This is a genomic window from Treponema sp. J25 (genome assembly GCF_004343725.1).
Classification (GTDB): domain Bacteria; phylum Spirochaetota; class Spirochaetia; order Treponematales; family Breznakiellaceae; genus J25.
In genome coordinates, this window is the sequence record NZ_PTQW01000020.1 from 49,629 (window position 1) to 73,772 (window position 24,144).

Below are 24,144 nucleotides of genomic sequence, written 5' to 3' on the forward strand. Positions count from 1 at the left end.
TTTTTCGTCAATGGGGGAGTTTTTACTCAACTTTTAAACAAAAGGTCCCCTGTCTTTTTATAACAGTAGGGACGGACCATTAGTTTTGTGTGATATAGAGGGGCCCTCTAGATTTTTCATTCCATATCTCCGATAGTAATTAATATGAAATGGCTTGATTTCCTTAAAACTGAAAGGGCTGCTCCTTTCTTAGTGCTGGGCATGCCCTTCGTCAGTCTCCTCGGAGGCCTCGCGGGTCTTATTGCGGGGGTATGGGGTGTGGTAAGTATAACAGGTCTTATCGCTATTGTAACCTATGGATATGCACTGTACCGCTACCGCAAAAAGTCCGTATCCAACCCAGAAAACTTTGTGGAAGAGCATCCGGGACAACCACAGGAAATTCCCCCCGATCGGATTGATCCCGTTACCGGCCTGGCTAACACCAATGGGCTCATGGCATGGTTTTCCGAAAGGGGGAAAAAACTTGCCGAGAATAACCGGGCCCTGATGATTCTTGCGGCGGACCTGGCAAACTACCAGGATCTTGTGCGAAGCAGGGGACAAAGCCAGGCAGACGCCATCCTAAAAGAAGTGGCAAGCCGAATTGCAACCTTTGCGGGGGCCGAAGGTATTGCCGCCCGTACGGGTAGCAATGAATTTGCGGTGGTGGCCACCATACTTCCCCGGGATTCTCTGGAACTGGTGGCTGAGCAGGCAGGTAAACTGACGGAAGTCCTGCAGCGTCCCATCGAATATGGCGGTTCGGTAATCTGGATTGGAGGGTCGGTAGGGGCAGCCCGTGGGGGAGCCTTAGAAGGGCCAGCCATTCTTGAAAAGGCCCGGAAAGCCCTTGAAGAGGCAAAAAAAGAAGGAGCTGGTCACTACGTGGTTGCAGATTTTACGGGATCCCAGAAGGGGTAGTTTCGGTCCATACCCAGAAACAAAGAGGTCGCTCGAGAACAAAAGGAATGAGCTTTTGTATATAAGAGGCCAGGGAGCTATCCCATGCGATAGGGCACCACCACATCAAAAAGAGGGGTTTTCTCGGAGTGGAAAGGGGAACTAGACAGGAAGCCACCCAGCGGGGATCCTGAAAAATTTCTGAGCATCGTTGCAAAGAAAATGAACCATTCGAAGAAACAAGAGGAGAGGCAACTTTCGCCGTTGTCTCCTGTGTTTCTATCTCAGAGTTTTCACAGGCTTCTCTGAGAACCTTTGCAAGATGTTTTCGTTGTCGAGAGGATTCCTGGGCAAGAAATCTTTCTATACCCCCTACGAGGGAACGAACAAAATCAGGTACCGTAAGGGTATTTTCAGAGGGCGAGGCAGGTTCTATCACAATAAGCCTTACCTTTTGCCGAAACTGAGACCAAAAATCGGACGCCTCTATAGTTTGTTTAAGAAAAAGAACATCGGACGTAACGATGAATCGTAGATCTCCCCGCCCAGAACGGGCCCGGCGTACTACCCCCTCGAGAACCTTTTCTATCTCCTGCAGAAGTACCCGATTCCGCTCCCAGCGAAATGCGATGAACTCTCCCTCTGACGAAGGATGCGCAAAAGGCATTCCCCCTTGCTCTACAAAAGAGACCCGTTCGCTGGCTGAGAAAACTACACCATCTGTGGTCCCTTCCCGAGAAGAGGGGTTTTCCGCGGAGGGCAGCAAAGTCCCGCCGTTTATACCCCCTTTCTCCATGGTCCTCGTATCGGCTATTTCAGGGTCTTCCCAGCCGGAAGGAGGGGGCTCCTCCTTCGGATGGGGCCCCTTTTCTTGATGGGACAGGACCACGTTCTGCGGGGCCCTGGGGGGAAGGGATTTTAACGCCCTATTCTGGATTGGCGCTGTGGGCAAGACATTTTTTTCCTCCCCTTCATATCCATAACGGGAACGATAGGTCTCTGAAAGGGCCTGAAAATAGTGGAGCACCTCTGTTCGGGGTTCCGATTGGGGCAGAGGATATCCCCCCTCTTGCACTAGGGTGGTCCCTCCTCTTTCCTTTTTATCACCCCCATCCCTTTCCTTTTGATAGCTATTGAAGGAACCATATGGTTGCACTATTCCTTGCTTTTCGCCCCAAGCTTCCAGATCCCGGATCATATCTTCCAGGGAACGATACCGTTGAGAAGGGTTAGGTTCGCTACAGCGAGAAAGAATGGCAAACAATTCTGGATGGAGGTATTCAGTCAGTCCAAAGAGGCGCAAGAGAGCCCCCAAGGAATAGATATCCCCCTCCACCGAAACTGCTTTGCCTTCCCGGATTTCCGGCGCCAATAAGGGTAAATCCTCAGATCCTATCAGATTTTTTTGTAGTAAAAATGGGAGAAGCACCGCATAGCCCGGGGGAAGGAAAAAGAAATCCTCTGGCCGGGGGACTTTCTTTCGCACCCACAGGCCCTCTGGCAAAAGCCCCCCCCAGTACAGCCCGTGGCTATGAAAAAAAGAGAGGGTCCGGGCAAGCCGCAGAGCAAGGGCAAAGAGAAATTTCTCATCAAGAGGAAGGTCCGAGGGGACCACATCTCTTAAGGGAAGTTCATCCCGATATTCACTGGAAATCACCAGTTGGGTTTCTACGGTTTCTACCTCTACAATAGGAATAATTCCTTCTGCCGAATAGTGATAGAGGGAGAAAATTTCGTTTTTTAACGCTCCAGTGCAATGATCAGGGACATCTTTTTTTAAGAACCGCAGCAAAAAACGATGGGGCGAATACATCGCCAGGGCAACCCACTGTTCAAAACAGGATGTATCGGATAATTTTTCCTGGAGGATATAGGTTCCCAGAATTTCATCATGTGCGTGCCACATATCATTTTCCATGGGCGGGCGGCCCCCTCCTTACCGCCCTTTACATTACTAAACTCTGATTTCTGGCACGATAGGCTTTACCGCCCGATCTTCGTAATTCCCCCGCTCAAGGAGTATATCCGGAATGGCCTCGTTGAGTTGCTTGGTCATATCGAGGAATTTACCCCGGATGTTGTTCGCCTGCAGGGCCACATCCTTGATTTCCTCAGAGGGCATGGGTTTCTGGGGTTCCACCAGAGAGGCAATTCGATCCAGGGTAGTAAGAATCGTTCGGTTAAGGGGATCCATCTGATTCTTCGATTTATCCAGGTGCTTACCCATGTTGTTCACATCGGTGACCGTTAAAGGATACAGGCGATACCCTTCTTCGGGCACCTGATAACAGAGGGTAATGAGTCCATAGATTATTTCCAGGGCCTTGGGATATATTTCGCCGGCCTTCCAGGTAGTAAGCATCCGGAAACATTCCCGCAACATAAAGGTGTTTGGCTGAATACTCCCCAAAAATTTAGCGGGCTCTTTATCTCCCACAAGGGCATCGATTACCCAGGGATTCCCCGATTCAATAAGTCTGAAAAACACGGGATAATTGTCAGGGGTAAGGCCCTGGCGATTTACCAGGTAATACGCAAAGCCCATCGCTGCAAAGGTACTGTATCCATCCCTACACTGGATAATATCGTTTAAATAAGAAAGCTCGAGGGCATCTATTTCAGTATCGGACCACAGGGGCCACGCTGCTTTTGCCATGTTCACCTCCTTGATTACTAAAAAAAGGGGAGGAGAGAAATTGTCCATACTTCTCACCCTCCCCCCATTGGTTCAGCCTCTGGTAAAAGGTTTAGCCGTTTGTTTCGGCCCCACTCCCTGCAGCCCGGGCAGCCCCTTCAACCTCCGCCAGGGGTTTCCGCTGCCGGGGCATTACATCCTTTTCAAGATTCGGCTCCAAACGGAGGAGTACTTCGGGAATGATATCCACCAGACGTTTCTTTGAATCGAAGAAGTTATTCCTGATGTTATGGGCATGCACTGCCAGATCTTCCATGTCTTCATCCACGTTCTGACCCTCCAGAGAAGCAAGTTTGTCGAGAATATCCAGAATGCTGCGATTCAGAAGATCGTCCTGCCCCTTTTCTTCGTTTAGATGCTTACCCAGGGCATTCACATCCGCCACTGTGGGGGGATAAATTTTGTATCCATCCAGCGGTGAATTGTAGGTGGTTTGGAACACACCCAGGATAATCCCCAGGGTTTTAGGATATATCTCGGCTTTCCGGTATTTAGTAAGAATAGAAAAACAGGTAGCCACAATAAAGTAATTCGGCTGGATAGAACTCATAAAGAGGAAGGGATCCCGGGTTCCCAGAAGGGCGTCTATGACCGCATGGTTTCGCACCGTCAGGATATTCAAGAAAACGGGATAATTGCCATTGGTAATACCCGTAAAATTAAGATAGCTTGCGTAGGTAATAGCGGCTTCTACGGCCTCCACACTCCGGCAACCTAAAATTCCCTTGAGCATATTATATTCAATCTGCTGAACCTCCGCCTCGGTCCAGTCCTGTTTCTTTTCAAATAATTCTTTCATCCTTCACCTCCTTTTTTAGTCCACATAGAGCATCCGTGGCGCCGTTTCCTTCGCCACATAGTCGGACTTAACCAGTAAGACCTGCGGAATAATATCTTCCATCTTTTTCCGCTTATCGAAGTAGTAGGTTCGGATATTATTCGCCTGTCGGGCCATTTGCTCTTTGTCGGGATCGTTGGAGGTTCCCGCGAGAGATCCAAGCTTATCTAGAATATCCAGAATACACCGATTGTTAGGATCATCCTGACCAAGCTCTTTATTCAGATGCTTCCCCAGGTTATTTACATCGTTGATAGATACCGCATAAATCTTGTACCCATCCTTGGGAGATGCATAGGCCGCCTGAAGGATACCCAGTACAATAGAAAGGGTTATGGGGTAGATACCGCCCGGATGCCAGTTGGTAAGGAGCTTAAAGGCCGTGAAAGAAAGATAACTGTTCGGCTGGATGGGACTTAAGAGCAGGAAGGGATCTTTCTTACCTACCAGGGTATCAATTACCCAGTGGTTTTCAATCTCAAGCATCTTTAGGAACACCGGATAATTATCGTTATTGAGCCCCGAAAGACTTAAGAACCGGGCAAAGCTGATGGCCCCCTCCACCGCCTCCTCCGTCCGGGATGCCAGCATGTTTTGCAGGATCCCGAGTTCTACCTGCATGATGGTTTCTTTTGACCAGGTCCGCTCGATAACCCGTTCAGTTTGTTTGTCCATTACAACCTCCTTGTTTCATCTAGAAGTGATGGCACATCCATTTAAAGTCTAAAACAGCAAAACGACCTGTCAAGAGGAAAATCATAAATTTTCTGAGTTTTTAAAGCTTTCTTTTATGCATATCCAGAAAACTCTTTCCTAGGGCTGCGTATTCATCATCCTGGCAAGAAGGGGTCTCGCACCGTGGTTTAAACATGCTTCGAAAATAGGAAAGCACATAGTCTCGGCGTTCAATCAGATGACGGGCTACCGTTTCTGCCCGATTTACTGGTTCATCACAAAAACCATCAAATACGATGAGTGCAAGCTCCCGAAGCTCTTCCAGGGTAATGGATTCAAAAGCGCTAAGACGACTGGAAAAATCTTCTATGGAAAGGCGTTCAAAGTTATCGGGCCGGAGAAGGGTTAGAAAACGGGTTTTTTCGGTCCGGATCCAGCCGAATTTTTCGGGAGTACCGGTAATTTTCATGTATTCCGCCAGCATATCCGCCTTATCATAATCGATGGCTACAATAAACGGACGATTTTTAGTATTGGTAATAACAAGATAATTATTGGGATTCCGGTCTTCATCAAAATAGATCCAGCGGTTAATCAAATCGAGCCGCAGGATACCGATAAAGGGCTCTTCCAGATAATCGTAGGAACTGATTTGCATGAATTTCTGAACCGCCTTAGTCGCCCGATAGGGCTTCCCTTCAATGTAAAGGGCAGTAGTGGGGGCCGCCAGCGTTCCCGTTCGGTGATCCAGGAGGTAGGCCAGTTCACAAGATCGATGAAAGAGCATCTCTTCTTTTGAAAGAACCGGCTTAATAAGCCACAGGTGATTCTCTTCGTCCCGGGCAGCAAGGTAACTTTTTACCTGGGCATTAAAAGGAACCTCATCTTGGGCAGATAAGAGGGTAAGATGCAGGTTGTTTAAAAAAAACCCCAGTTCTTTTGTGGTTCTATCCAAATAATAATATCGAATAAGTGATGGATCACCAATTTCCTGGCTCAGTTGTTCCCTACTATCCATAGTAATACACCTCCGCCGGTTTAGGAATCGCAAAATGGACCACCAATTTCCCTTCTTCAAAAGTAAAATAGGGGGCCCTGCTCCCTGATCCCGAATACAAAATGTGATGGTTTTTAATACCTATCACATTCATCCACACCCCTGTCTCGTTACCATCGTTCCACAGAGGATTATGCCCCACGATAAAGTGGGTATCCAGGGGCAATCCTAATAATTCAAGACAGAGACGAATATCCTTTTCGCCATATTCCTTAAGGCTCGGATTCCCATGGAATTCGTTTACCCTATTCCACAAAAGCTGGTGTAATTTTTCAGGATATTTCTTGATATTGATAAGCTCCTCCCGAACAACACCACCCCGGGGGGGGCCCGCATGGGTAATAACGAAACCTTCTCCAATAATAAAAACCGGCAGACATTCGAAGAATTCCCCCACCGCTTCCGCATAGGCCTCGCCCTTTTGGGCAATGAGCTCATTTTTAAATTCTACCCCCTGGGAAATACCACTTTTTCGTAATCGTTCATCAAAAGAATCATGGTTCCCTCGAATATAATAAATCTGACCAGGATACTGTACAAAAAGTTCAAAGAGGGCATCCAGAATAGCCACCGAGCTTTTCATGTCCTTCATATATCCGGTTCGGTCATCATGCAGAATGTCTCCAAGAAAAACACATGCGGCTTCTCCTTTTTTTAAATCCTCGCGATTCGTACCATGGTCCAGAATTTTTTGAAGGTTTTCTAGATTTGCATGAAGGTCCCCAATAATAATAGGTTTCTTATTCTGTGGGAAAAGAACCAGACCTCCCGGCTTACCTTCCTCATCAAGAAGCCGTCCTGACAGGTTATTGATACAATCAATCACATAACGAACAAGGGGCACTCCAGACAGTGGGACACCTTCGATGGTACTACTGGTCCCTTTCCGGTTTTCCTTGGTTTTTGTAGTGGTAAGAGGAGCTTCCATTCCAAGATTCTTTTTTTTAGGCATCGAATTATCCTCCTGGGGGTACCTAAGTATCTATTCGGTCCGGAAGAAAGGCTTTTTTCCCTTTCTTTTCAACGTCCCCCGGATTTCCCCGCCCCTTCGGTACAGTAAAAAGGTGGGGAGAAGCCGACTTCTTTACAGTCCCCTCATTCAATAGGATAGGTCTTCGGCGTCCCCGCCTTTTCCCTTTGTCCCCCCTGAGATTCCCCCTCTCCCAGAGGACTGGCTCGTTCTTTCCTCGTTTTTAGGGCTTTTCTTTCACAAACCTTCCCCGGGCATCCCGACGTCGTTCTTTTCGTTTCTTTGCCAGTTCTTGATAATCCTCTTCAGGGGGGACCCCCAGCCTATCGGGAACCCGCACCAGGAGGGGTTCCGGAATAGCATCGACCAGGTCCCGGGTTTTATCAAAATAGGCGTAGCGGACACTAAAGGCCTGCTGAGAAAGGATGTTTTTGTCCGGCTCAGGGTAATAGCGACCTATTTGACTTAACCTATCAAGAATATCAAGAATCAAGGCGTTGAGGGGATGGTCCTGGCCTTCATTTTTTAAAAGGAATTTACCCAGTGCATTGATGTCCATAATGGTGATACGCCTGAGGCGATAACCATCATCGGGATCAAAATAGGCGTTCTGGATAATTCCAAGAAAGGCTAACAGGGCGGGGACATAGATTTCGTCGGGGTGACGGGAAAACAGGGCTTCGAAAGCCGCATCTATCAATTCTTTGGTGGGTAAAATGGTGGAAAACAGGAGCCGGGGTTCCCGATCGTGGAGCAATTCATCCACGACCCAGGGATTATTGGTCATGAGGAGACGCATAAAAAGCCAGTAATTATCCTGGTTTATCCCCACCTTGCTCAGGTAGCGGGCAAAGGCAGCGGAGGCTTCTACCTGAACCTCGGTAGTACAGCCAAAGAGGGCATCGCGAATTTGAATGGCATGTTCCCGGATCAGCTTTTTATCCATTTCCAGGAGTGAAAAACCGCTTTTTAGTGGCATAGGGTGCTGCTCTATAGTACTTGTATCGGCACAAAGGGCCTCTCGGTTAAGGGATGCCTGCGAACAACCCTCAGAAAGAGGAGGGATCATCACCTGGGGCCCCCCTGCCACAAAGGAACTGACCGAGCGGTCTTTCTTTCAGGAATGGTATGGGGTTCATTCTTCGCCCCTTCCAGGGAGCGAGAGGGGCTTCCCCCGGCCATGCTATAGAGGGAGGGGCACCCCTTTGCCCCTCTGGAAGGAATAAAAGGATTCGTTGCATGTGGTTTGCCCGATGGATAGCTCATATTATTAATTGTGAACAAAAATGGTACATCTGCAAGGGGGGAAATAAAAATGATTGGCCCCAGCAAAGCCAAAAAGGCACCCCAAAAGTCCTAAGGGCCAAGAAAGCCCCCCGGTACATCGGAGCCACCGGAGAGGAGTCCGCCGGCCTCGACATAGGCCGGCGAAATCAAAAAAGGGAACAACAAAGGTCCCCCGGTACTTCGGAGCCACCGGGAAGGGGTCCGGCTCCCTCAAGGTGCTCCGGCGTGGCTAGAGGGGAGAGCACGGCCCCAATCAAGCGAGGCCAGAAGGAAGGCTCACCGGAGCATTAGAATGCTGGGGAAGGACCCTGTCTGTTATTTATGGTCTTGTCTTTGTGCCCCCATCATTGGTAATACCGAACATGAAGGAGCCTCTATTCACTCCCTGAATTGTTGCATAAAGACTACTCTGCAAGGTCCTGCTTTCTCCCGGGAAAAGAGGATAGTACTCCTTAAAGGGAACCCAGGCATTTTTCCCCCAGCCCCAGGTTTTGGGTCCATAATTAGTGGCTTCATTCACATCGGTGGGGGTGGTGCCCAGCAGGAGCCCCACATAGGCGGTAGTATTAATATCCCAGGAGACCCAATACCAAATACTATTCCCTGTGGGATCCCCCGAGGCCAGTGTCATAAGCCGGATTCCTCCGTAATCATTTTCATCCCAGGAAAGAGGGAAGCCGGGAGTTAAAACCGAACCAGTTACCGCATCTCCTCCCCGCACCCAGGGCTGCTCAACAAGAGTATCGGAATATCCCTGGGCTGCAGTAGGATTAAGGCTCACCGGCCCATCATTATTAAAGCGAAGCACCGAACGGTAGGCCTGTTCCCAGGCATCACTGGACCATACCCCATCTTTGTAGGCCCGTGCTCTAACTCGATACTTAAGGCCCTGAACGAGATCGGTAGCGCTTCCAATGGTAAAGGAAGCGGTATAGCTCGTACTGCTAGTGGTGGGTTCTGCAGGAGCAGGAGGCCCTGCTTGAGCTGTTGGTTTCACACCATCGGTATTGATGTTTGGATCTATCGGCTGAGTGGCATACCAGGCAGAACTTTCGGTGTAATACACGGTGGCCCCTGGCGTACGGCATTCCATTTTTATCTGAGCCGTTAATGGCTGGCTTGCCCGTACCACACCGTTTGTAAGCGCCAGGGTTTCCCGGGATTTCCGGATCCTGATAATCGGGGCTTCTACTCCCTCTGGGGTAATCTGGAATCCCGAAGTTACCGCGGGATTCGGCCGAGAAAGCTGATCCACCACAAGCCCCGCAGGTAAAAGAAGATCATAGACAACTCCTTTAACCGGAAGGGCATAGGAACCCGCCAGGGTGATAGTAAGGGTATTTCCACTGCGGACCACGGCGCTCGAAAGGACAGGGATACTTACGCGATGTTCCCCCGCCGCTCGCAATACCGTTCGCAGGTTCGCATCAGTAATATCCGTGTTCCAGTCAAGGACATACTTCGCATCCAGATCAGGACCAGTTTCGGTAGCCCCATTGGTTCCCCGTTTGTAGGCATTCTGGAAGGTCGTCAGATTTGCGCCAGAAAGACGATTTGCTAATTCGGTATATCGAGCTTCTGAAAGAACTGCAGGAACCCGATAGGAAACTTCAGGAATCTCCAGGGTAAGGGAACCACTTCCTTTGTAAATAGGACGGTTAAAGGTAAGGGTCAGGGTAGTTCCGGTAAGCGTAGCAGAGGTTAACAGGGGAACCCCCGTTACTATTTCGATAGTCCGCTGTTCCGCCAGGGTCCGACCACTTCCTGCAACAGGCAAGGTGATATAACTCGTAACCTCTGTACCAGTACTATCCATAAAATTTGTTCCTTGTGGAATTACAAGAGAACTTACATTCAAAGCAGCAGCGGCATCCCCTTCCTGGACAGTATAGCTGAAGGTAAGGGTGGTGGTACCGCTACCGCTCTCGTAACTTGCACTCCGAAGGGGGGTCGTATTCAATTGCAACGAAGGATTCCCTCTAACGGTAATGGGTTTGCGGAAATTCAGTTTAATATCAATGACCGTCCCTGCTCCATACCGTCCATCCGCCAGGGGAGTGGTTACCGAAAGCAGCAAAGGATCCTTATCGACTATGACTACTATAGAACTACTTGCCGGCGAGATATTCCCCGCCTGATCTGTCTGTCGGGCCGTTATGGCATATTCCCCATTGGAAGAAATAGTCACCACCCCCGTATAGGTCTGCCAGTGCCCTCCCCCATCAGTGGAATATTCAAGGGTGGCCCCGGATTCACCACTTACGGTAAAGGTCTGCGCCGCATATTTTGTGCCCCCTGTAATACCACTTATCGTGGGATTCGCCGGAGCGGTGGTATCAATCACTATAGATTTATCGAGGGAGCCTCCCCCCTGGGGGGTAAAGCTATTTCCGGCCCGATCTTTAATAGTGGCCCCGTTGAGTTCAAAGGCCGTTACGGCAAGGGCAGCAGTATTCTCCCCTGCCTGCACGGTATATATAAACAGATACCACTGATCACTCAATTTAGTACTATAGGTAGCCACCGCATTGGCCCCACTGGATAACCTGAGACGGGGCGATCCGCTTATCGTTACGGCCTCCGAAAATTCCACTTGCAGGAAGAGGGTTTTGTCCGCATTATAGCACCCCGCCGAACTAATAGCTTTATAGGGCTGGGTTGCCTCCAGGGTAGGCGCAATTGTATCTATACACAGGGACTTTCCACCCGCCAGGGAATTAACCCCCGTGGGAAGCGTCATAGACGTAGTTTTGCCACTACTGTCTTTCCATTGATGCCCCCCTGAAACAATAGCAGTCACATCCAGTTTCTCTACATTCGTGTCTCCCGCTGCAACGGTATACTGGAACACATGGCGAGCCGTACCATTTCCACTAGAATACGAAGCGGTTCTCCCATTATTCAGGGTAAGGGTCGGATTTGAGGCGCCCCCACTAAAGGTAACATTTTTGTTAAAATCTAAATAAATCGAAATAACCGTCCCCGCCGGGTAAGCCCCGTCGTCCTTATCGCTACTTATCCGAACCAGAACAGGATTATCGGTTTCCACTAAAAAAGACACCCGGTGTAGACCCTTATTACCGCCCCAGTCGCTTTGTTGAGCCTCAATAGTAGCCACCGCGCCAGCGGGAGGAACAATCTGATTGGTAGTCCAGGTATCATTGGTATTTCTGGTAACCACAAAATTAGCTCCCCCCCACCGGACCTCAATCGGGCCTATCTTGTTTTTATCACTCCAGCGATCCGTAGAATCATCTTTCCAGGTTCCCGAAAAAGATACCGTATCGCCGACGCCCAGGGCCGGAAGAATTAAGGAAGAAGTTACATCATAATTAGTGATAGTTCCTCCCGAATGGACAGAAACTGTATCAATTGTAAGTTCAGGGGCACTACGATCTCCCGGTACGTTTATCTGCTGGGTTCTTGTCTTTTCACTATTGTCTTTCGCCCATACCACAAAGGTCTGATTCTCAAGTTTAAGGGTATTGCCATTGATCCCGAGATCTGAAAAAAGATTAAGGGAAAGGGAAAAATCTCGAATCACCCGACCTGCTTGAATTAAAGGATTCTCAAGGTTGGCAGCCCACACCTTGTTTCCCCTACCATCGATACCAACCTGGTTCCACCCCGCATAATTCCTATCCATGTACTTAAGGAGTTCTTCGCTCTGCTGGGATCCCGGTTTTATCCAGGCAATTTTTACCTGGGTAATTCCCGAATCATCATCGGCGGAGCCCCGAACCGTGAAGTTCCCGTTCGCATCACCAAAAAGGCTCTGGCTCGTATCTGGCTCAAGGACCGTGATATTGGGGAGCCCCACATCCTGAACGTAGAAATGACCTATCTTTACTGTTGATACCTCATCATAGATATCCGTACACCGGGCCTTAAGAGTATAGTTACCCATCTCATCCGGTACCGTAATGGACCAGGTTGTTGAACGGGGTGCTTTATTTGATAGATCTATTACTTCTTCTTTTATAAGAGTAGTAGTTTGATAACGGTAGATTTCAACCCGAATTTCTTTGAGCCCATCGTCATCGTAAGCCTGCCCCTGAAGGCTATAGTTCGGCGCAAATTGGAAATTACCCGGATTTTCATCCTTTACGGGCAATACCACCCAGGGTTTGTCTGCCTCGGGCCAATAACAAAACCAGCCCTTACTCGCACGTTCCCGGTTGTTTGCTTCGTCATATACATCCACAATTACCTGCAGGTAGGTTTTCCCTGTTACCACATTACCAGTAAGAGGCTCTTTAATTTCCGCTGGCGTAATAGCAAGGCTTCCACTCCGTTCTATATTTTGAAGGGTCTTCTCATAATAAATGGAATTATCTGTCGTACCGGCAAGCTGAAACACCAGGCTTTTCAGCTTGTTATTTTCAGCAATATTCCACGAAAAGGCGAGATCCCCATTAAAAAGCCGGGTAAGATTCACCGGATCTTCCAGTTGTAAAACGCCAAACCGATCTTCCGGGCTTTGCCCCCCTAAAAGAACTTCTAACGAGGGAGTGTTTATAGTAAGAAGCGGGGGTGTTTTATCCACCACCACGGTTCGTTGCTGCACCGACTTGGAAGATACGTTCCCAAAGGCATCCCTGGAAGTAACGGTAATCACATACTCCCCCTCTGCGGAGTCACCCAGGGCTACGCTCGTTTCCCATTGGACCCGCTTTTTATCCCCCAGGGCCTTCCCCGCCGTATCTGCTTGCCATGACCCTTCAGAAGAGGAGCGCCTCATCCAACCCGAATCCACCGCATACCGCCACACCATACCCGGAAGCCGGTCTACAGTAATCTCCAGTTCTTTAAACTGAATATCATCTTCCACCACACCTTTTATCGTAAAGGTAGGTTGCACATTCTCCATATAGGTCGGGCTGTGAATTTCCAGAACGGGCCCCGTCATATCTACCTGGGGCCCCAGGCCTACCACAAATTTACAGGCCCCCACGAGGAGGCTCAGGATTATCAACGTACTGATAGAAAACTTTTTCATCATCGCCTCCTTTTACCAGTAGGTTTTTTGATAACTATAGAGATAGTTGCCATAGCTATTTTCGTAATACCCTTGCTGCCAATTAGCCCGCACACTCTGGTTATACCAGATAGAAACAATTTCCCAGCTTATCCAGTACCAATCTGCACCGGTATTATAGGCATACTTGGAGAAACGAATATCCGGATCCGCATCTCGTAAGGGGAAGCCAGAGATAGTTGGCATCCCTCCCTGTATATTACTTCCCTCGAACCGAAGAGGTCCTGTAGAACCGGGCTCCCGATACATAATGATACTTTTAAAGACCCCTTCGTATCCCCGATCCGAAGCCGTTAGGGCCGGTTCAGAACCATTGGCTGCTTTAGTGGCAGTAGCGGCAATGTAATACTTAATAGCCGTATTTAATGCCCCATCTCCTAAGGGGAAGAATCCGGTATATAGGGTAGCAGAGTTTATTCCACTTAAATCGGTATCTGTGGCATCGGCATTAGAAGAGCTTCTTGTTTGGTTACTCCCCACTCCAGTGGGGTCCACGGTGGCACTGCTTTTAGTAAGGGTACCATACAGAATCGTAGCCCCCGGGGTTTCACAGTCAATCCGGACGCGAACATAACCGGTGGGAACGGTGGTGATATCCACATTCCCTACGGAACGATAGCCCGTAATATAACCACCGCTCACGATGGGCTCTTGGGCTCCCCATCCATGGCTGTACCGATCCACGCGAATCACCGGGGTTGCTACCTGGTCAGACCAGAAGGACCAGATTATCTCTTCATTGGTATTACCCGCCCCATCACGGAACGCCCCCGCGGGAATGGTAACGGTCCACTGGCGCCCCCGTACCAGGGGTTTCGGCAACGTAATAGTGACCGTATTTCCCGTAATGCTCACCGCATAGGAGGCCACATCTACCGTTTGTCTATGGTAGCCCGTTTTTTCCAAGACCGCCCGAATTGCCCCTGCAGCGATAGTTCGAGTTTCTCCAAGATCATTAGTGTCACCATCATTATTCAAGTCCAGCGCGTAGGTTACCTCTTGATTATCCGCCGCCGAGAAGGGGAAATCCAGTACATATTTCGTGGCTGTATCGGGCACATAGGTGCTTCCTGAGAGCTTTAACCCATGGGTAATCTTTCGGTAGGGCCCCACAGGCTGTCCTGTCTGAGGATGCAAGAGGGGAGCGCCATTTTCGGTAAACATCAGGGTTTGTCGATCCGCTTCGGTAAGGGCCGAGGAATAGTAAATGGCCGCAAACTCCGCTTCCGTAAGCACCACAGGAATGTACCAGTTGCCAGTTCGGCGCACTTCGATAAGCCCCGATTCAACAAAGATAGGTTCATTAAAGGTCACCGAAATTTGCGAGTCACTACTGGCCGTGTTGGGCTCTGGACTCCTGCTGCTTACCGCCGGCGGCACCCCATCAATCTTAAGACCAGGCCGATTAAAGGTCGGTACCGTTACCGTTCCAGGACTATTGCCATAAAGGTCTTGCACATTAGTAAGATTTATGGCGCTTACCGTTACGGGATTAAAGACATCTCCTGCGCTCACGGTATACTCAAAATACAGGACCGCAGCCCCCGTTGGGTTTTGAACTACCGTGGCCGTCCTTGCAGAGGCACCACTTCCGATGGTTACTGTGGCCCCGCTTCCTATGGTTTTTACGGTATTTGCAAAGACAAGCTTAAAGCGCATTACGCTTCCTATACCATAGGTGCCATCGGGATTCTCGCAGGAAAGCTCCTGTATGTCCGGGAAAGCGGTGTTCATTTCAAAAGAGACAGGATTGCTTATGGGAGAGATATTCCCTGCCTGATCCCGCTGGGTAGCCATCACCGTATAGGCCCCGCTGGCCCCCACAGCGACGGGGTTGGTATAGGGCTGCCAGGAAACACCGCCGTTCAGAGAGTAAGAGCCCTGGGCCCCCGTCTCAAGACCGGTAAGGGTGATCGTAACCGGACTGTTATATTTAGCCCCATTGGTTACCCCACTGATACCAGGTGCTGCCGGGGCGGTAGTATCCACATAGGCGCTGGTCACACCTGTACCAGAGGTAGAAAGGACCAGGGGATTTCCGGCTAGATCCGTGATAGAGGAAAGCTGGTTGGAAGGTATACAGGAACTGAGATTATACGAAAGAGGATTAGCCGTTTGTCCGGCACTTATCCCAAAGGCAAAGGTAAGCACATTGTCCGCCACTTGCAAGAAACTGCCCGTAAACTGGGCGGGATTAGTTCCGCTAAGGAGCAATTGGGGAGAGCCATTTACCAGGACCCTCTCAGACAACGTCAGGGTAGCTATAATAGTGGTACCGGCCCGGTAATACCCAGGATTTACCGTAAGGGAGCTAATGACGGGGGGTACCCCGTCAATAGCTAATTCTTTCCTTCCCTGGAGCGACTTAGCCTCTTCAAGAGGCGGCACCCCATTGATACCCGGCAGCAATGCGCTCCCCCCCAGGCCCTCGGTGGGTTCTATGGTTCCTCCGTTAAGATCGATAGGAGTAGAGGGCGTTCGTAACTGACTGCTTTCCGCTCCCGAGGGAACCGTAAAGGTAAACACCAGGGTATCCGTCCCATTTCCACTGGTATAGGAAGCATATTTATCGCTGGTATCAGTCGGGGTGTAGCGCAACCGTAAGCGGGGACCTCCCGTTACTCTTACCGGCCGGGAAAATTTTGCTTGCAAAAGCAGGGGTTGCCCGGTTTTATACAGGCCATTGCTCTGACTCGAGGTAATATACGAGAGCGCCGGTAACGCCGTCAGAATAACCGTCCGTTGTTGCGTTGCCACATTACCGAGCTTATCGGTGACCGATATCCGATAGGTTCGCCGTCCTTCAGAAAGAGATGCCGCAGATACCGTAGAAGACCAGGTATTGCCGGTCCTACTTAGAGTAAGTTCCTGGGGATTGGCATTATTAGTAATGTCCTCTAGCCGGGCCTGTTCTATCGCAAGGCCACTTTCTTTACTGGCACTAAACTGAATAACCAGGTCCTGTGCAACATCGTGGACCTGTAAATCCTGGGACGGATAGCTTATGGTGATAGTGGGAGGAGCCTGGTCACCGGCAAGTACAAAGGATTGGTAAGTTTTGTTCTCGTCCTCATCCTTCACCAGGAAATACAATTTTTTTGTCGTATTTTGGATATTCCCGTTATAGAGAAAATCCGTAAAAAGGTTCAGCGGAATCTGGAAGGTGTGCTGTTTATAGGTAACCCCATTGATAACCCTATCCGCTGCTGCCGTTAGGGCTATCCTTCTTAACACGGTTCCATCCTGTAATGTAATTTTCCCTCCAACCCCAAGCTGGCAATTGGCAAGTTCAGACTTCACACTTTCTTCTGTGCGAGAAGAACCGATAGGCACCCAGGCCATAAGCATCGTCGTCGTTCCCCGATTATCCAGGACATACCCCTGAAGGGTAAAAGTGCCGTTTTCATCTACCACCGGCACCGTATTCTGGGCCGGACTCTCGACAAAGAGGACGGGTGCATCCTCGTCTGTCACAAGAAGAGGCCAGACCTGGGCATTCCAGAGCCGAGAGGTCCCATCATTCTTCACATCCCGAACCATCGCCACAAGGCGGTATTCCCCTGAGATAGAGCCTACCGATAGAGAATGGGTTTTTATTCGTCCCCCTTCGCTTCCCACAAGGGAAGCACCTAAAAGGGTCTGTCGGGCGCTGTCGTTGTTCTTAAGATAGTTTAATTTCTCCTCATCGGTCGTCCCCTGAACGTTATTCCATTCGGTGATAGAAAGCTGCTTCATCTGTACCACCCCGAGCCCATCATCATCGTAAAAATCAAAGGTAACCATATTGCCCGAGGGGACCACGATACGACCTTCCGTTACCGCCGGCATATGCACAACCTTAGGTTGATCCGCTTCGGGGTACCAGCAGAACCAGAAAAACTGATCCGTATTTTTGTTTCCTGCCTGGTCGTAGGCTTCCATGGTAAGCCGGAAATAATGGCGACCACTGGCATACAGGGAATTTTTCTGGGTAAGCATCTCCTGGGTAAGTTCAAAATAGGGGCTAAACTTATTCTGACTTTTATTTGAAAGCACAAGCACATCCTGCCCCGATTCATCAAGCACATGGAGCGTAACATTTTGCATCTGGAAATTTTCAGCTATGGTTGCCTCTATACGCACAATCTCATTATGAAAGAGGTCCAGATTCTCTTTGCTGAGGAGGTCAAGGGCCTTAAGGGCATCCAGCGGCCGGGGGTCATCCCGGGAACCGCTTAAGCGAACCAGTTCTAACTTTTTTACATACGGGGAAGTCGCATCAACCAGAACCGTGATAGTTCGGGTAGACTTCTGTCCGCTATTTTGATTTTTATCGTAGGCGGTAACCCGGATGTTCTGCTCCCCCTCAGGGAGAGAAACAAGGGCATTCCATTCTGATCCCTGGATAGAGGCCTTCCCCAATATCGCCCCTGTAGAGGCATTGGTTATTACGATTTCTCCGATCCCCTGATTATCAGACCAGGTTCCCTGAATAGCAAAGGTCTGCGGTACATACTCTAAGTTCGAAGGGCTCGTAATGGTTAGTTCAGGGGGTATCAGGTCCACCTCTGAGCCTAGCCCTATCTTACATCCTAGAAATCCAACCACCGTCCCACTGAGGATGCACAGCCATGATGCCCTAAGGATCCACGTAAGGAGCTTAGATTGTTTCATGTTGCTCCTCCTCTTAAAACACATTTAATCTGAACCCTGCCGTAATATGGGGAACCAGGGTATCCACATCAACAATCGAAGTATCCACATCCGTAGGCACAAACCAGAGCTGAAGCTCCGTATACATCGCAAAACTCCGGAACATCTTCATGTTCTTGTTCTGGATGGTGATGCGGGGGAACTCAAGCTGCCCCAGAATAGCAGACAACATTTGGGGTTTACCGCTCTGGGTATAGGTAAAGTAAGAATAGTTGGCCCCTAAGGCTACGCTGGCCGAAAGCCAGGACCAATCGGGCCCCCCCATAAAACTAAAGGGGAAGTAGAAAATATTTGCCAGGAGCTTCGCGCCGTACACCATCCCTCCATAACGCATGGGCTCACTGGTAAACCAGGCCCATTGCTCCTGGGTAAACTGACCTACCTGGAACTGGAGCTTTACGTTGTTATCAAAGAAGGTTAACCCCGCCCCTACATCGTATAAGGTGGCCCCCCAGAAATGGGTATCAAGATACAGACCCTGGATAAAGCCCGGTATTTCGTAGGAAGCCTTGTCCCCCTTGCGAAGAACATACTTCAGGTCCTTAAGTTCGATATCATCCTGTGAAAGGCCAGCGAATTCCAGTTCCTGGTTATACCGGCCTCCTGTTTGAGGACTAATGAGCCGTATGGTGGGGGGAGTTTTATCAATCTGGACCAGCATACGGGTAACCGCGCTTTCTCCATTGGCCATACGGGCCCGAAGTACCATGTAGTGGGTACCTTCGGCCATATCCTGGGTCTCAAGTCGGAAACGCCATTTCCCATTTTTAGCTATTTCTTTAAAGGTGCGACCATTATCAAAGCTTATGTCTACCCCTTGTAGTTTCTTAGCCAGGATAGCCTCGCGGATTTCCTTATCGAGTTTCTTATCGGCGAGGAGCGTTTTTTCTTCTTCCGAAAGGTCATACCCAGCCCGTCCACTAAGCCAGGGCCGTTCAAAGGCAAAATCCCCCATCGTAAGACTATCCACCGTTACCCAGGGACCACTAGGAGTATAATGGATAGTGCGAGGGGTAGATTCCACCATTTTCGTGCCACCAAAATCACCCCGAACTTTAAGAACCACGGGACCGCTGGGAAGCTTCGTACCATCCAGGGAGAAGCGGAAATAGCCCGCCGCAGTTACCTCTGTGACCTCCAGAACTTCTCCATTAACCAGAAGGCTAAGGGTTTTTACTTTTTCGGTGCCCCCCACATATCCATAGAGATTGAAAGAACCCTGGACATATTCTCCTTCTAGCGGATAGAGGCATTCTATAAAGTTGGGTTGGCTATTCTTTGCGAGTCTAATGTTACGGGAAAGGCGCGTCACATTTTTTGCCTCATCAATAGCCCATACATCGATATTGTACAAACCATCGGGAAGAGAACCGAGATCCAGGTCTGCGGTAATAACCGCATCGGGCTTTATGGTTATAGTGGCAAGTTCCGGTGGGATCTTTACTCCCTCCAGGCTCCGCAGATTCACCGTAATCCCCGCTAAGGCCATGGAGTCACTGGCCTGACCAGAAATAGACACGGGCCCCACCGTGGTAAGGCCATCCACAGGGGATTCCAAGGAGAGCCGGGGAGACGTATTATCAACGCTTATCATGCTCGAATACAGCCCTTCTATGCCATAGTTATCCCGAACCCGAATAAAGACCACGTGGGTAGCGTCCTGCAAAATCTTTGAATCGAATTTGTATGACCATTGTTCGGTCCCTTTGGCGTCATTAAAGGAAACACCATTGTCCAATGAAACCTGCACCAGGGCGATACCATTTTTATCAGAAGCAACACCTTTTATCTCTACAACGCCTTTAACTGTTTCATCAAAACGGGGGGAAACCACACTCGCCTTCGGTTCTTCCAGGGACACCCGGAAACGTCGAACCACCGGGTTTCCTTTTACACCATACATATCTTCGGGAACTATGGTAATGGTGTGCTCGTTATCGGTCAGGCTCGTAAGGGAAATTGGAATAGAAAAGGCATACTCCGCTTCGAGATCGGTAAGGGCGCCCTCATCGATCTTGTACCAGATCCGGGCAGGCCTATCATCATCATAAATGATACCAGAAACCACAAAATCCGTGGTTATAACCTCGTTATCCTCAGGAACATTCACCACCGCAATGGGAAGATCCATCTCTTGATCTATCACAAAGGGAAAAGAGTCCAAAACGGTCTTATTTCCCGCCGCATCGGTAATATGGAATTTCATACCCTCCTTAAGAGGCAGTTCGGGATTCCCCACAACCAGATCCATAAAATATCCGAGTTCGAGGGATGTGCGTTTTTTATCAGGTCCTTCGTATTCAATAGAGGCAATCCTTCCCCCATCTTCGATGGCAATACCCAGCCGCTGAATTCCATTTATCCGCACATCCTGAACAGGCACCACAACCCTTGCTACCGGCGCTACCGTATCTTTATGCACCGTCGCACCGATACGGCTTACCCGACCCGCCGTATCGGTGGCCTGAAACACTAATCCCACAATTCCATCGGGCAGGCTAGATACATCTAAGGTTGTTTTTTTGTCTGGCAAGGGCTGCCACGTTTTGCCGAGGTCTACACTGTATTCAAGTTTTTGAATTCCGTTTGCATCGGTGGCGTCTATTTCTATGGCCAGACTATTTTGAATCCATGCCCCTTCGATATTCTTGACAAAAGCGAGTTCCGGTTTCTGCGAATCCGCTAAAATCGTGTAGGGATCGGTGGTATATTGCCAGCCATCCACATCGGTAAGCACCAGTCGAACATCCCTGTATAGACCATCCCGAAGGGATGAGAGGATCACTAGCCCATCTGCCACTTCGCAGCGAAGGCCCTCTGTTTTCTTAGTGAAGTCTACCTTTGCGAGGGGACGCCCCGTATATATTCCCACCAGCGGCTTCTGCTGATCCAGCAGAATCTTGGCGTCCGGTAAAATGGCGGGGGCTACCCAGCGGAAACTCTCAGCAACGTTTATTTGTCTTTCTTCAGCAGGCCGAACAACAAAGAAACTTCCTGAAGCCTTTACAGCGGGGCTATCCTTGATTGTTACTTCTACGGCAACAGGAATTCTCTCGGCCGGCAAATCGACGGGAAGTTCAAAACTTACCTCGTACTCCGAACCAGAAAGTTTCTTAATCGTTCCCCGCACTCCTGTTCTTCCCCCGAGAGAGGCGACAGCATTCGTGATCTGGCCGTAGGTTTCTACCTTTGCCACAAGGGACGAACCTTTTTTACCGCCCCGCGGGATAGACACTACCATGCCGTTGAACCAATTCTGGCCATCCACCTGATCAATTCGTATAGAAGAGGGCGGGGCTGCCCTCGTCGTTCTGTAAGAAAAATTCCAGCTTTGCTCTCGTTTATCCTGTTTTTGACTTACCCGAAGGTTGAGCGTATTAGCCCCAATAAGAAGGGCTGATCTTGGAATTACTCCACAATAGGGGAGATTTTGAGGTACCTCTCCTCCGGGGACTTTCCCATTTATCTGGAGTTCATAGGTATCGAGGGAAACTGCGGTGTTAACAAGGTAGTACAACTGTTCCCCTTCTATCCAGGAAACGACGGGAGCAGGGATTTTCGCTTTTGGATCAAGCGGCACCGCCGAAGGGTCCTCTCGGTACACTGGTATCGCTGCCACGCCCAATTCACCATCGGTTCTGGCAGAAAATTCAATGATCGCGGGGCCAAAGGGGATATCATCCTTGCCGATCCTTAACTCAAATCGCTCTTTTGCTACCGGCAATTCCCCTTCTTTAATTGCCGCCGCAGAAGCAGACCCATAAAGTCTCCATTTCACTTGTTCGACGGGTAAATCGGCCTGAACTTTTCCGCTAATAATCACGGTACCAAGACTCTCATTTTCTTCCTTTTCTACTAGCCGGGGAAGGGGGTCATCCAGTGTAAGCACCGGCGTTGTTCCGGGATTAATCACCGTAAAGGGACGTGAACGATAGGTAAAACCCTTATCGGTTTCAAATTCTACTACCAGATTCTCTTCTCGGCCCGGTAATTCTCCCCTTTCAAGACGGAAGAAATTCCCTTCTACCACAAGACGCACTACCCTGCTCGTTTTGGTAAGCCGTGCTTTTCTTGCAGTGGCCCCTATGAGATATCCCGTAAAGGGATACACCTCATCCAAACGGAGGGTTCCGTCTTCGGCGATACGTAGATCTTCAAATACTACTGCCGGTTCTCCCCGGGCCTTTGTGAGGTCGGTCACATAGATAAAGTCCTCCAACACTCCCTGGCGATCATATATATCGGTAGCAACAATACGGATAGGAACCTGGCCATAATCTATGGTTAAAGGAAGAGGGATTTCATACATAAGGGAATTTGAGCTCTTTCCCTTTATTTCTCCATTCTGTGCAGGAAGGCTCCCTAAGGTCCAACTGAGCTTTTTAAGAGCACTTTCACTCGTTACTTTTAAGATGAGTCGGGGATTAGATTCACTGTTAACCTCCATCCCCGATTTAAACGGTCTCTGTTCTCCACCTTTTGATGCACCGCTTCCCACCTGCTCTATAACGAGATCAGGCACATTGCCCGCTACTACAATATTTTTTACTCCTATCTTAGGACCAATAATACCCGTAATATCCTTTGTCCATACCTCAAGCGTATGGGAACCAGCCTTTATATCCGAAATAACAAGCTGGAACGCCCCGGTGGTAGGAATTTCTATAGGAGCAGACCCATCAAGGGAATAAAATATCTGTTCCACCCCATCATCATCCCGGGCTATTCCCCGAAGGCTAATTTCATGACCAAAGAAAACCTGATTTTGCTGGGGCTCTTCGAGTTGCACCACCGGCAAATCTGCTGTCTGATCTACAAGGATTTTACGTCTTTCTGTGGTTATATTCCCCGATACATCTACAGCGGTAATAACCAGATCAAGACTTTTTACGTTTTGCCCCCGGATATCGAAGGTCTTTACCCACCAGGGATTTCCTACAATTAATTCAAACTCTCCTGAATCTTTACCCAATGACCAGGAAAGGGATTTTAATCCCACCGTATCTTTTGCATAGCCGGCCACCGTAAATATCCCATTCACTGCTATATCTGGTTCAGGAGACACCACTTTTACTTCCGGTTTCGTGTTATCTACATACATAAGATAACTATAAATGCCCGTAGTACCCTGTCGGTCCTTGGCTTTAAACCAGATAACCTTCGGTCCATCTTCGAATTGGCGAGTATTTATAACAGTGGTAAAAGAGGTTCGTTTGTCCTTCTTGTTCTGGGAAATTTTTATAGGCTGAAAGGTTTTCCCGTTATCACTAGATACCGAGAGGACCTCTATGCCATTTCCATCTTCCACCCATCCCCGAAGGGTTATTGTTCCACTCACCAAGGCTCCGAGGGAATGGCTTTCTACCTGAGTTACCGGCCGTTTACGATCTAAATTCCACAATACCTTAACAGGCTTACCCTTAAGGCCGTTACTATCAATACCCCAGGCCGTGATAGAATAAAGATTATCCGGAAGGTTCTTGGTATCCAAATAGTAAGACCAAAATTCAGTGCCTTCCGCCTTCACCACAGTGGTAGGATCCTCATTAAACATGAGTTCTACCGCCGAAACCCCATCATCATCAACGCAGGTTCCCACAATATTGAGGTTTCCTGGGACTCGCATATCCTGCCGGGGATTGATGATCCGAAGAACCGGCAAATCTGACTCTGGGTCAATATAAATATTATAGGGCCCCTCCAATGTTACATTGCCACCCTTATCCTGGGCCTCTAAATAAAAATTGTATTTTCCCGGTTTCTTGTCGTTAATATCAAGTTTTTCTTTAAAACCAGCTGGTTTCTCTACTGATTTTTCTGTGGCATCCTGACTACCACCGGCAAAAACAAGCCATGGTATTTCTAAAACAAAAAAACAGATACAAAACAGAAAGACAAGGATCCAACCTTTTTTCATACTTCCCCCCTTTTTGCTCTCCTATTATCTTATCTTATCGTTAAATAAATGAGATAGCTTCTATTATGTCAGTGATCAACGAAGGGAGATGGT

The 24,144-nt window shown here is 49.0% G+C and carries 11 protein-coding genes; 1 reads left to right on the top strand and 10 read right to left on the bottom strand.

Translation table 11 applies throughout. The features are described from left to right. Positions 1–144: 144 nt before the first annotated feature. On the top strand, positions 145–903 hold the full coding sequence (locus C5O22_RS07425; RefSeq protein WP_132780583.1) for a GGDEF domain-containing protein: 759 nt from the start codon (positions 145–147) through the stop codon (positions 901–903). Here the strand turns inward: C5O22_RS07425 and C5O22_RS07430 are convergent. The 10 genes from C5O22_RS07430 to C5O22_RS07475 all read right to left on the bottom strand — a co-directional run bounded on the left by C5O22_RS07430 (position 881) and on the right by C5O22_RS07475 (position 24,051). Beyond that, positions 881–2,800: a serine/threonine-protein kinase gene (locus C5O22_RS07430; protein ID WP_132780584.1), complete on the bottom strand. Its 1,920-nt coding sequence runs from the start codon at positions 2,798–2,800 to the stop codon at positions 881–883. The two genes, C5O22_RS07425 and C5O22_RS07430, sit on opposite strands and share 23 nt — an antisense overlap. A 36-nt stretch (positions 2,801–2,836) precedes the next feature. Beyond that, complete coding sequence (locus C5O22_RS07435; RefSeq protein ID WP_132780585.1) at positions 2,837–3,538, bottom strand: hypothetical protein; 702 nt, start codon at positions 3,536–3,538, stop codon at positions 2,837–2,839. Positions 3,539–3,629: 91 nt separating this feature from the next. Beyond that, positions 3,630–4,376 carry a hypothetical protein gene (locus C5O22_RS07440; RefSeq protein ID WP_243692905.1) on the bottom strand — a complete coding sequence of 249 codons (747 nt, stop codon included), beginning with the start codon at positions 4,374–4,376 and terminating at the stop codon, positions 3,630–3,632. Between the two features lie 15 nt (positions 4,377–4,391). Next, a complete protein-coding gene (locus C5O22_RS07445) occupies positions 4,392–5,090 on the bottom strand; it encodes a hypothetical protein (RefSeq protein WP_132780586.1) in 699 nt (232 codons plus the stop codon). Between the two features lie 100 nt (positions 5,091–5,190). Further along, positions 5,191–6,108, bottom strand: coding sequence for a hypothetical protein (locus C5O22_RS07450; RefSeq protein ID WP_132780587.1), 918 nt, complete (start codon positions 6,106–6,108; stop codon positions 5,191–5,193). Beyond that, positions 6,101–7,099 (bottom strand): metallophosphoesterase, encoded by a 999-nt coding sequence (locus tag C5O22_RS07455; protein ID WP_132780588.1) that lies wholly within the window; start codon positions 7,097–7,099, stop codon positions 6,101–6,103. Before C5O22_RS07455 ends, C5O22_RS07450 begins: the two co-directional genes overlap by 8 nt. Positions 7,100–7,340: 241 nt before the next feature. Further along, positions 7,341–8,189: a hypothetical protein gene (locus C5O22_RS07460; RefSeq protein WP_132780589.1), complete on the bottom strand. Its 849-nt coding sequence runs from the start codon at positions 8,187–8,189 to the stop codon at positions 7,341–7,343. Between the two features lie 534 nt (positions 8,190–8,723). After that, positions 8,724–13,406: a hypothetical protein gene (locus C5O22_RS07465; protein WP_132780590.1), complete on the bottom strand. Its 4,683-nt coding sequence runs from the start codon at positions 13,404–13,406 to the stop codon at positions 8,724–8,726. 9 nt (positions 13,407–13,415) lie between these two features. Further along, positions 13,416–18,095 carry an Ig-like domain-containing protein gene (locus C5O22_RS07470; protein ID WP_132780591.1) on the bottom strand — a complete coding sequence of 1,560 codons (4,680 nt, stop codon included), beginning with the start codon at positions 18,093–18,095 and terminating at the stop codon, positions 13,416–13,418. A 13-nt stretch (positions 18,096–18,108) separates the two neighbouring features. Next, positions 18,109–24,051, bottom strand: coding sequence for an Ig-like domain-containing protein (locus C5O22_RS07475; RefSeq protein WP_132780592.1), 5,943 nt, complete (start codon positions 24,049–24,051; stop codon positions 18,109–18,111). Positions 24,052–24,144: the final 93 nt, after the last annotated feature.

What these genes read in the sequence shown, in the direction of transcription:
- C5O22_RS07425 (WP_132780583.1), top strand. Translation starts at nt 145, where the DNA reads ATGAAATGGCTTGATTTCCTTAAAACTGAAAGGGCTGCTCCTTTCTTA.
- C5O22_RS07430 (WP_132780584.1), bottom strand. Translation starts at nt 2,800, where the DNA reads ATGGAAAATGATATGTGGCACGCACATGATGAAATTCTGGGAACCTAT.
- C5O22_RS07435 (WP_132780585.1), bottom strand. Translation starts at nt 3,538, where the DNA reads ATGGCAAAAGCAGCGTGGCCCCTGTGGTCCGATACTGAAATAGATGCC.
- C5O22_RS07440 (WP_243692905.1), bottom strand. Translation starts at nt 4,376, where the DNA reads ATGAAAGAATTATTTGAAAAGAAACAGGACTGGACCGAGGCGGAGGTT.
- C5O22_RS07445 (WP_132780586.1), bottom strand. Translation starts at nt 5,090, where the DNA reads ATGGACAAACAAACTGAACGGGTTATCGAGCGGACCTGGTCAAAAGAA.
- C5O22_RS07450 (WP_132780587.1), bottom strand. Translation starts at nt 6,108, where the DNA reads ATGGATAGTAGGGAACAACTGAGCCAGGAAATTGGTGATCCATCACTT.
- C5O22_RS07455 (WP_132780588.1), bottom strand. Translation starts at nt 7,099, where the DNA reads ATGCCTAAAAAAAAGAATCTTGGAATGGAAGCTCCTCTTACCACTACA.
- C5O22_RS07465 (WP_132780590.1), bottom strand. Translation starts at nt 13,406, where the DNA reads ATGATGAAAAAGTTTTCTATCAGTACGTTGATAATCCTGAGCCTCCTC.
- C5O22_RS07470 (WP_132780591.1), bottom strand. Translation starts at nt 18,095, where the DNA reads ATGAAACAATCTAAGCTCCTTACGTGGATCCTTAGGGCATCATGGCTG.
- C5O22_RS07475 (WP_132780592.1), bottom strand. Translation starts at nt 24,051, where the DNA reads ATGAAAAAAGGTTGGATCCTTGTCTTTCTGTTTTGTATCTGTTTTTTT.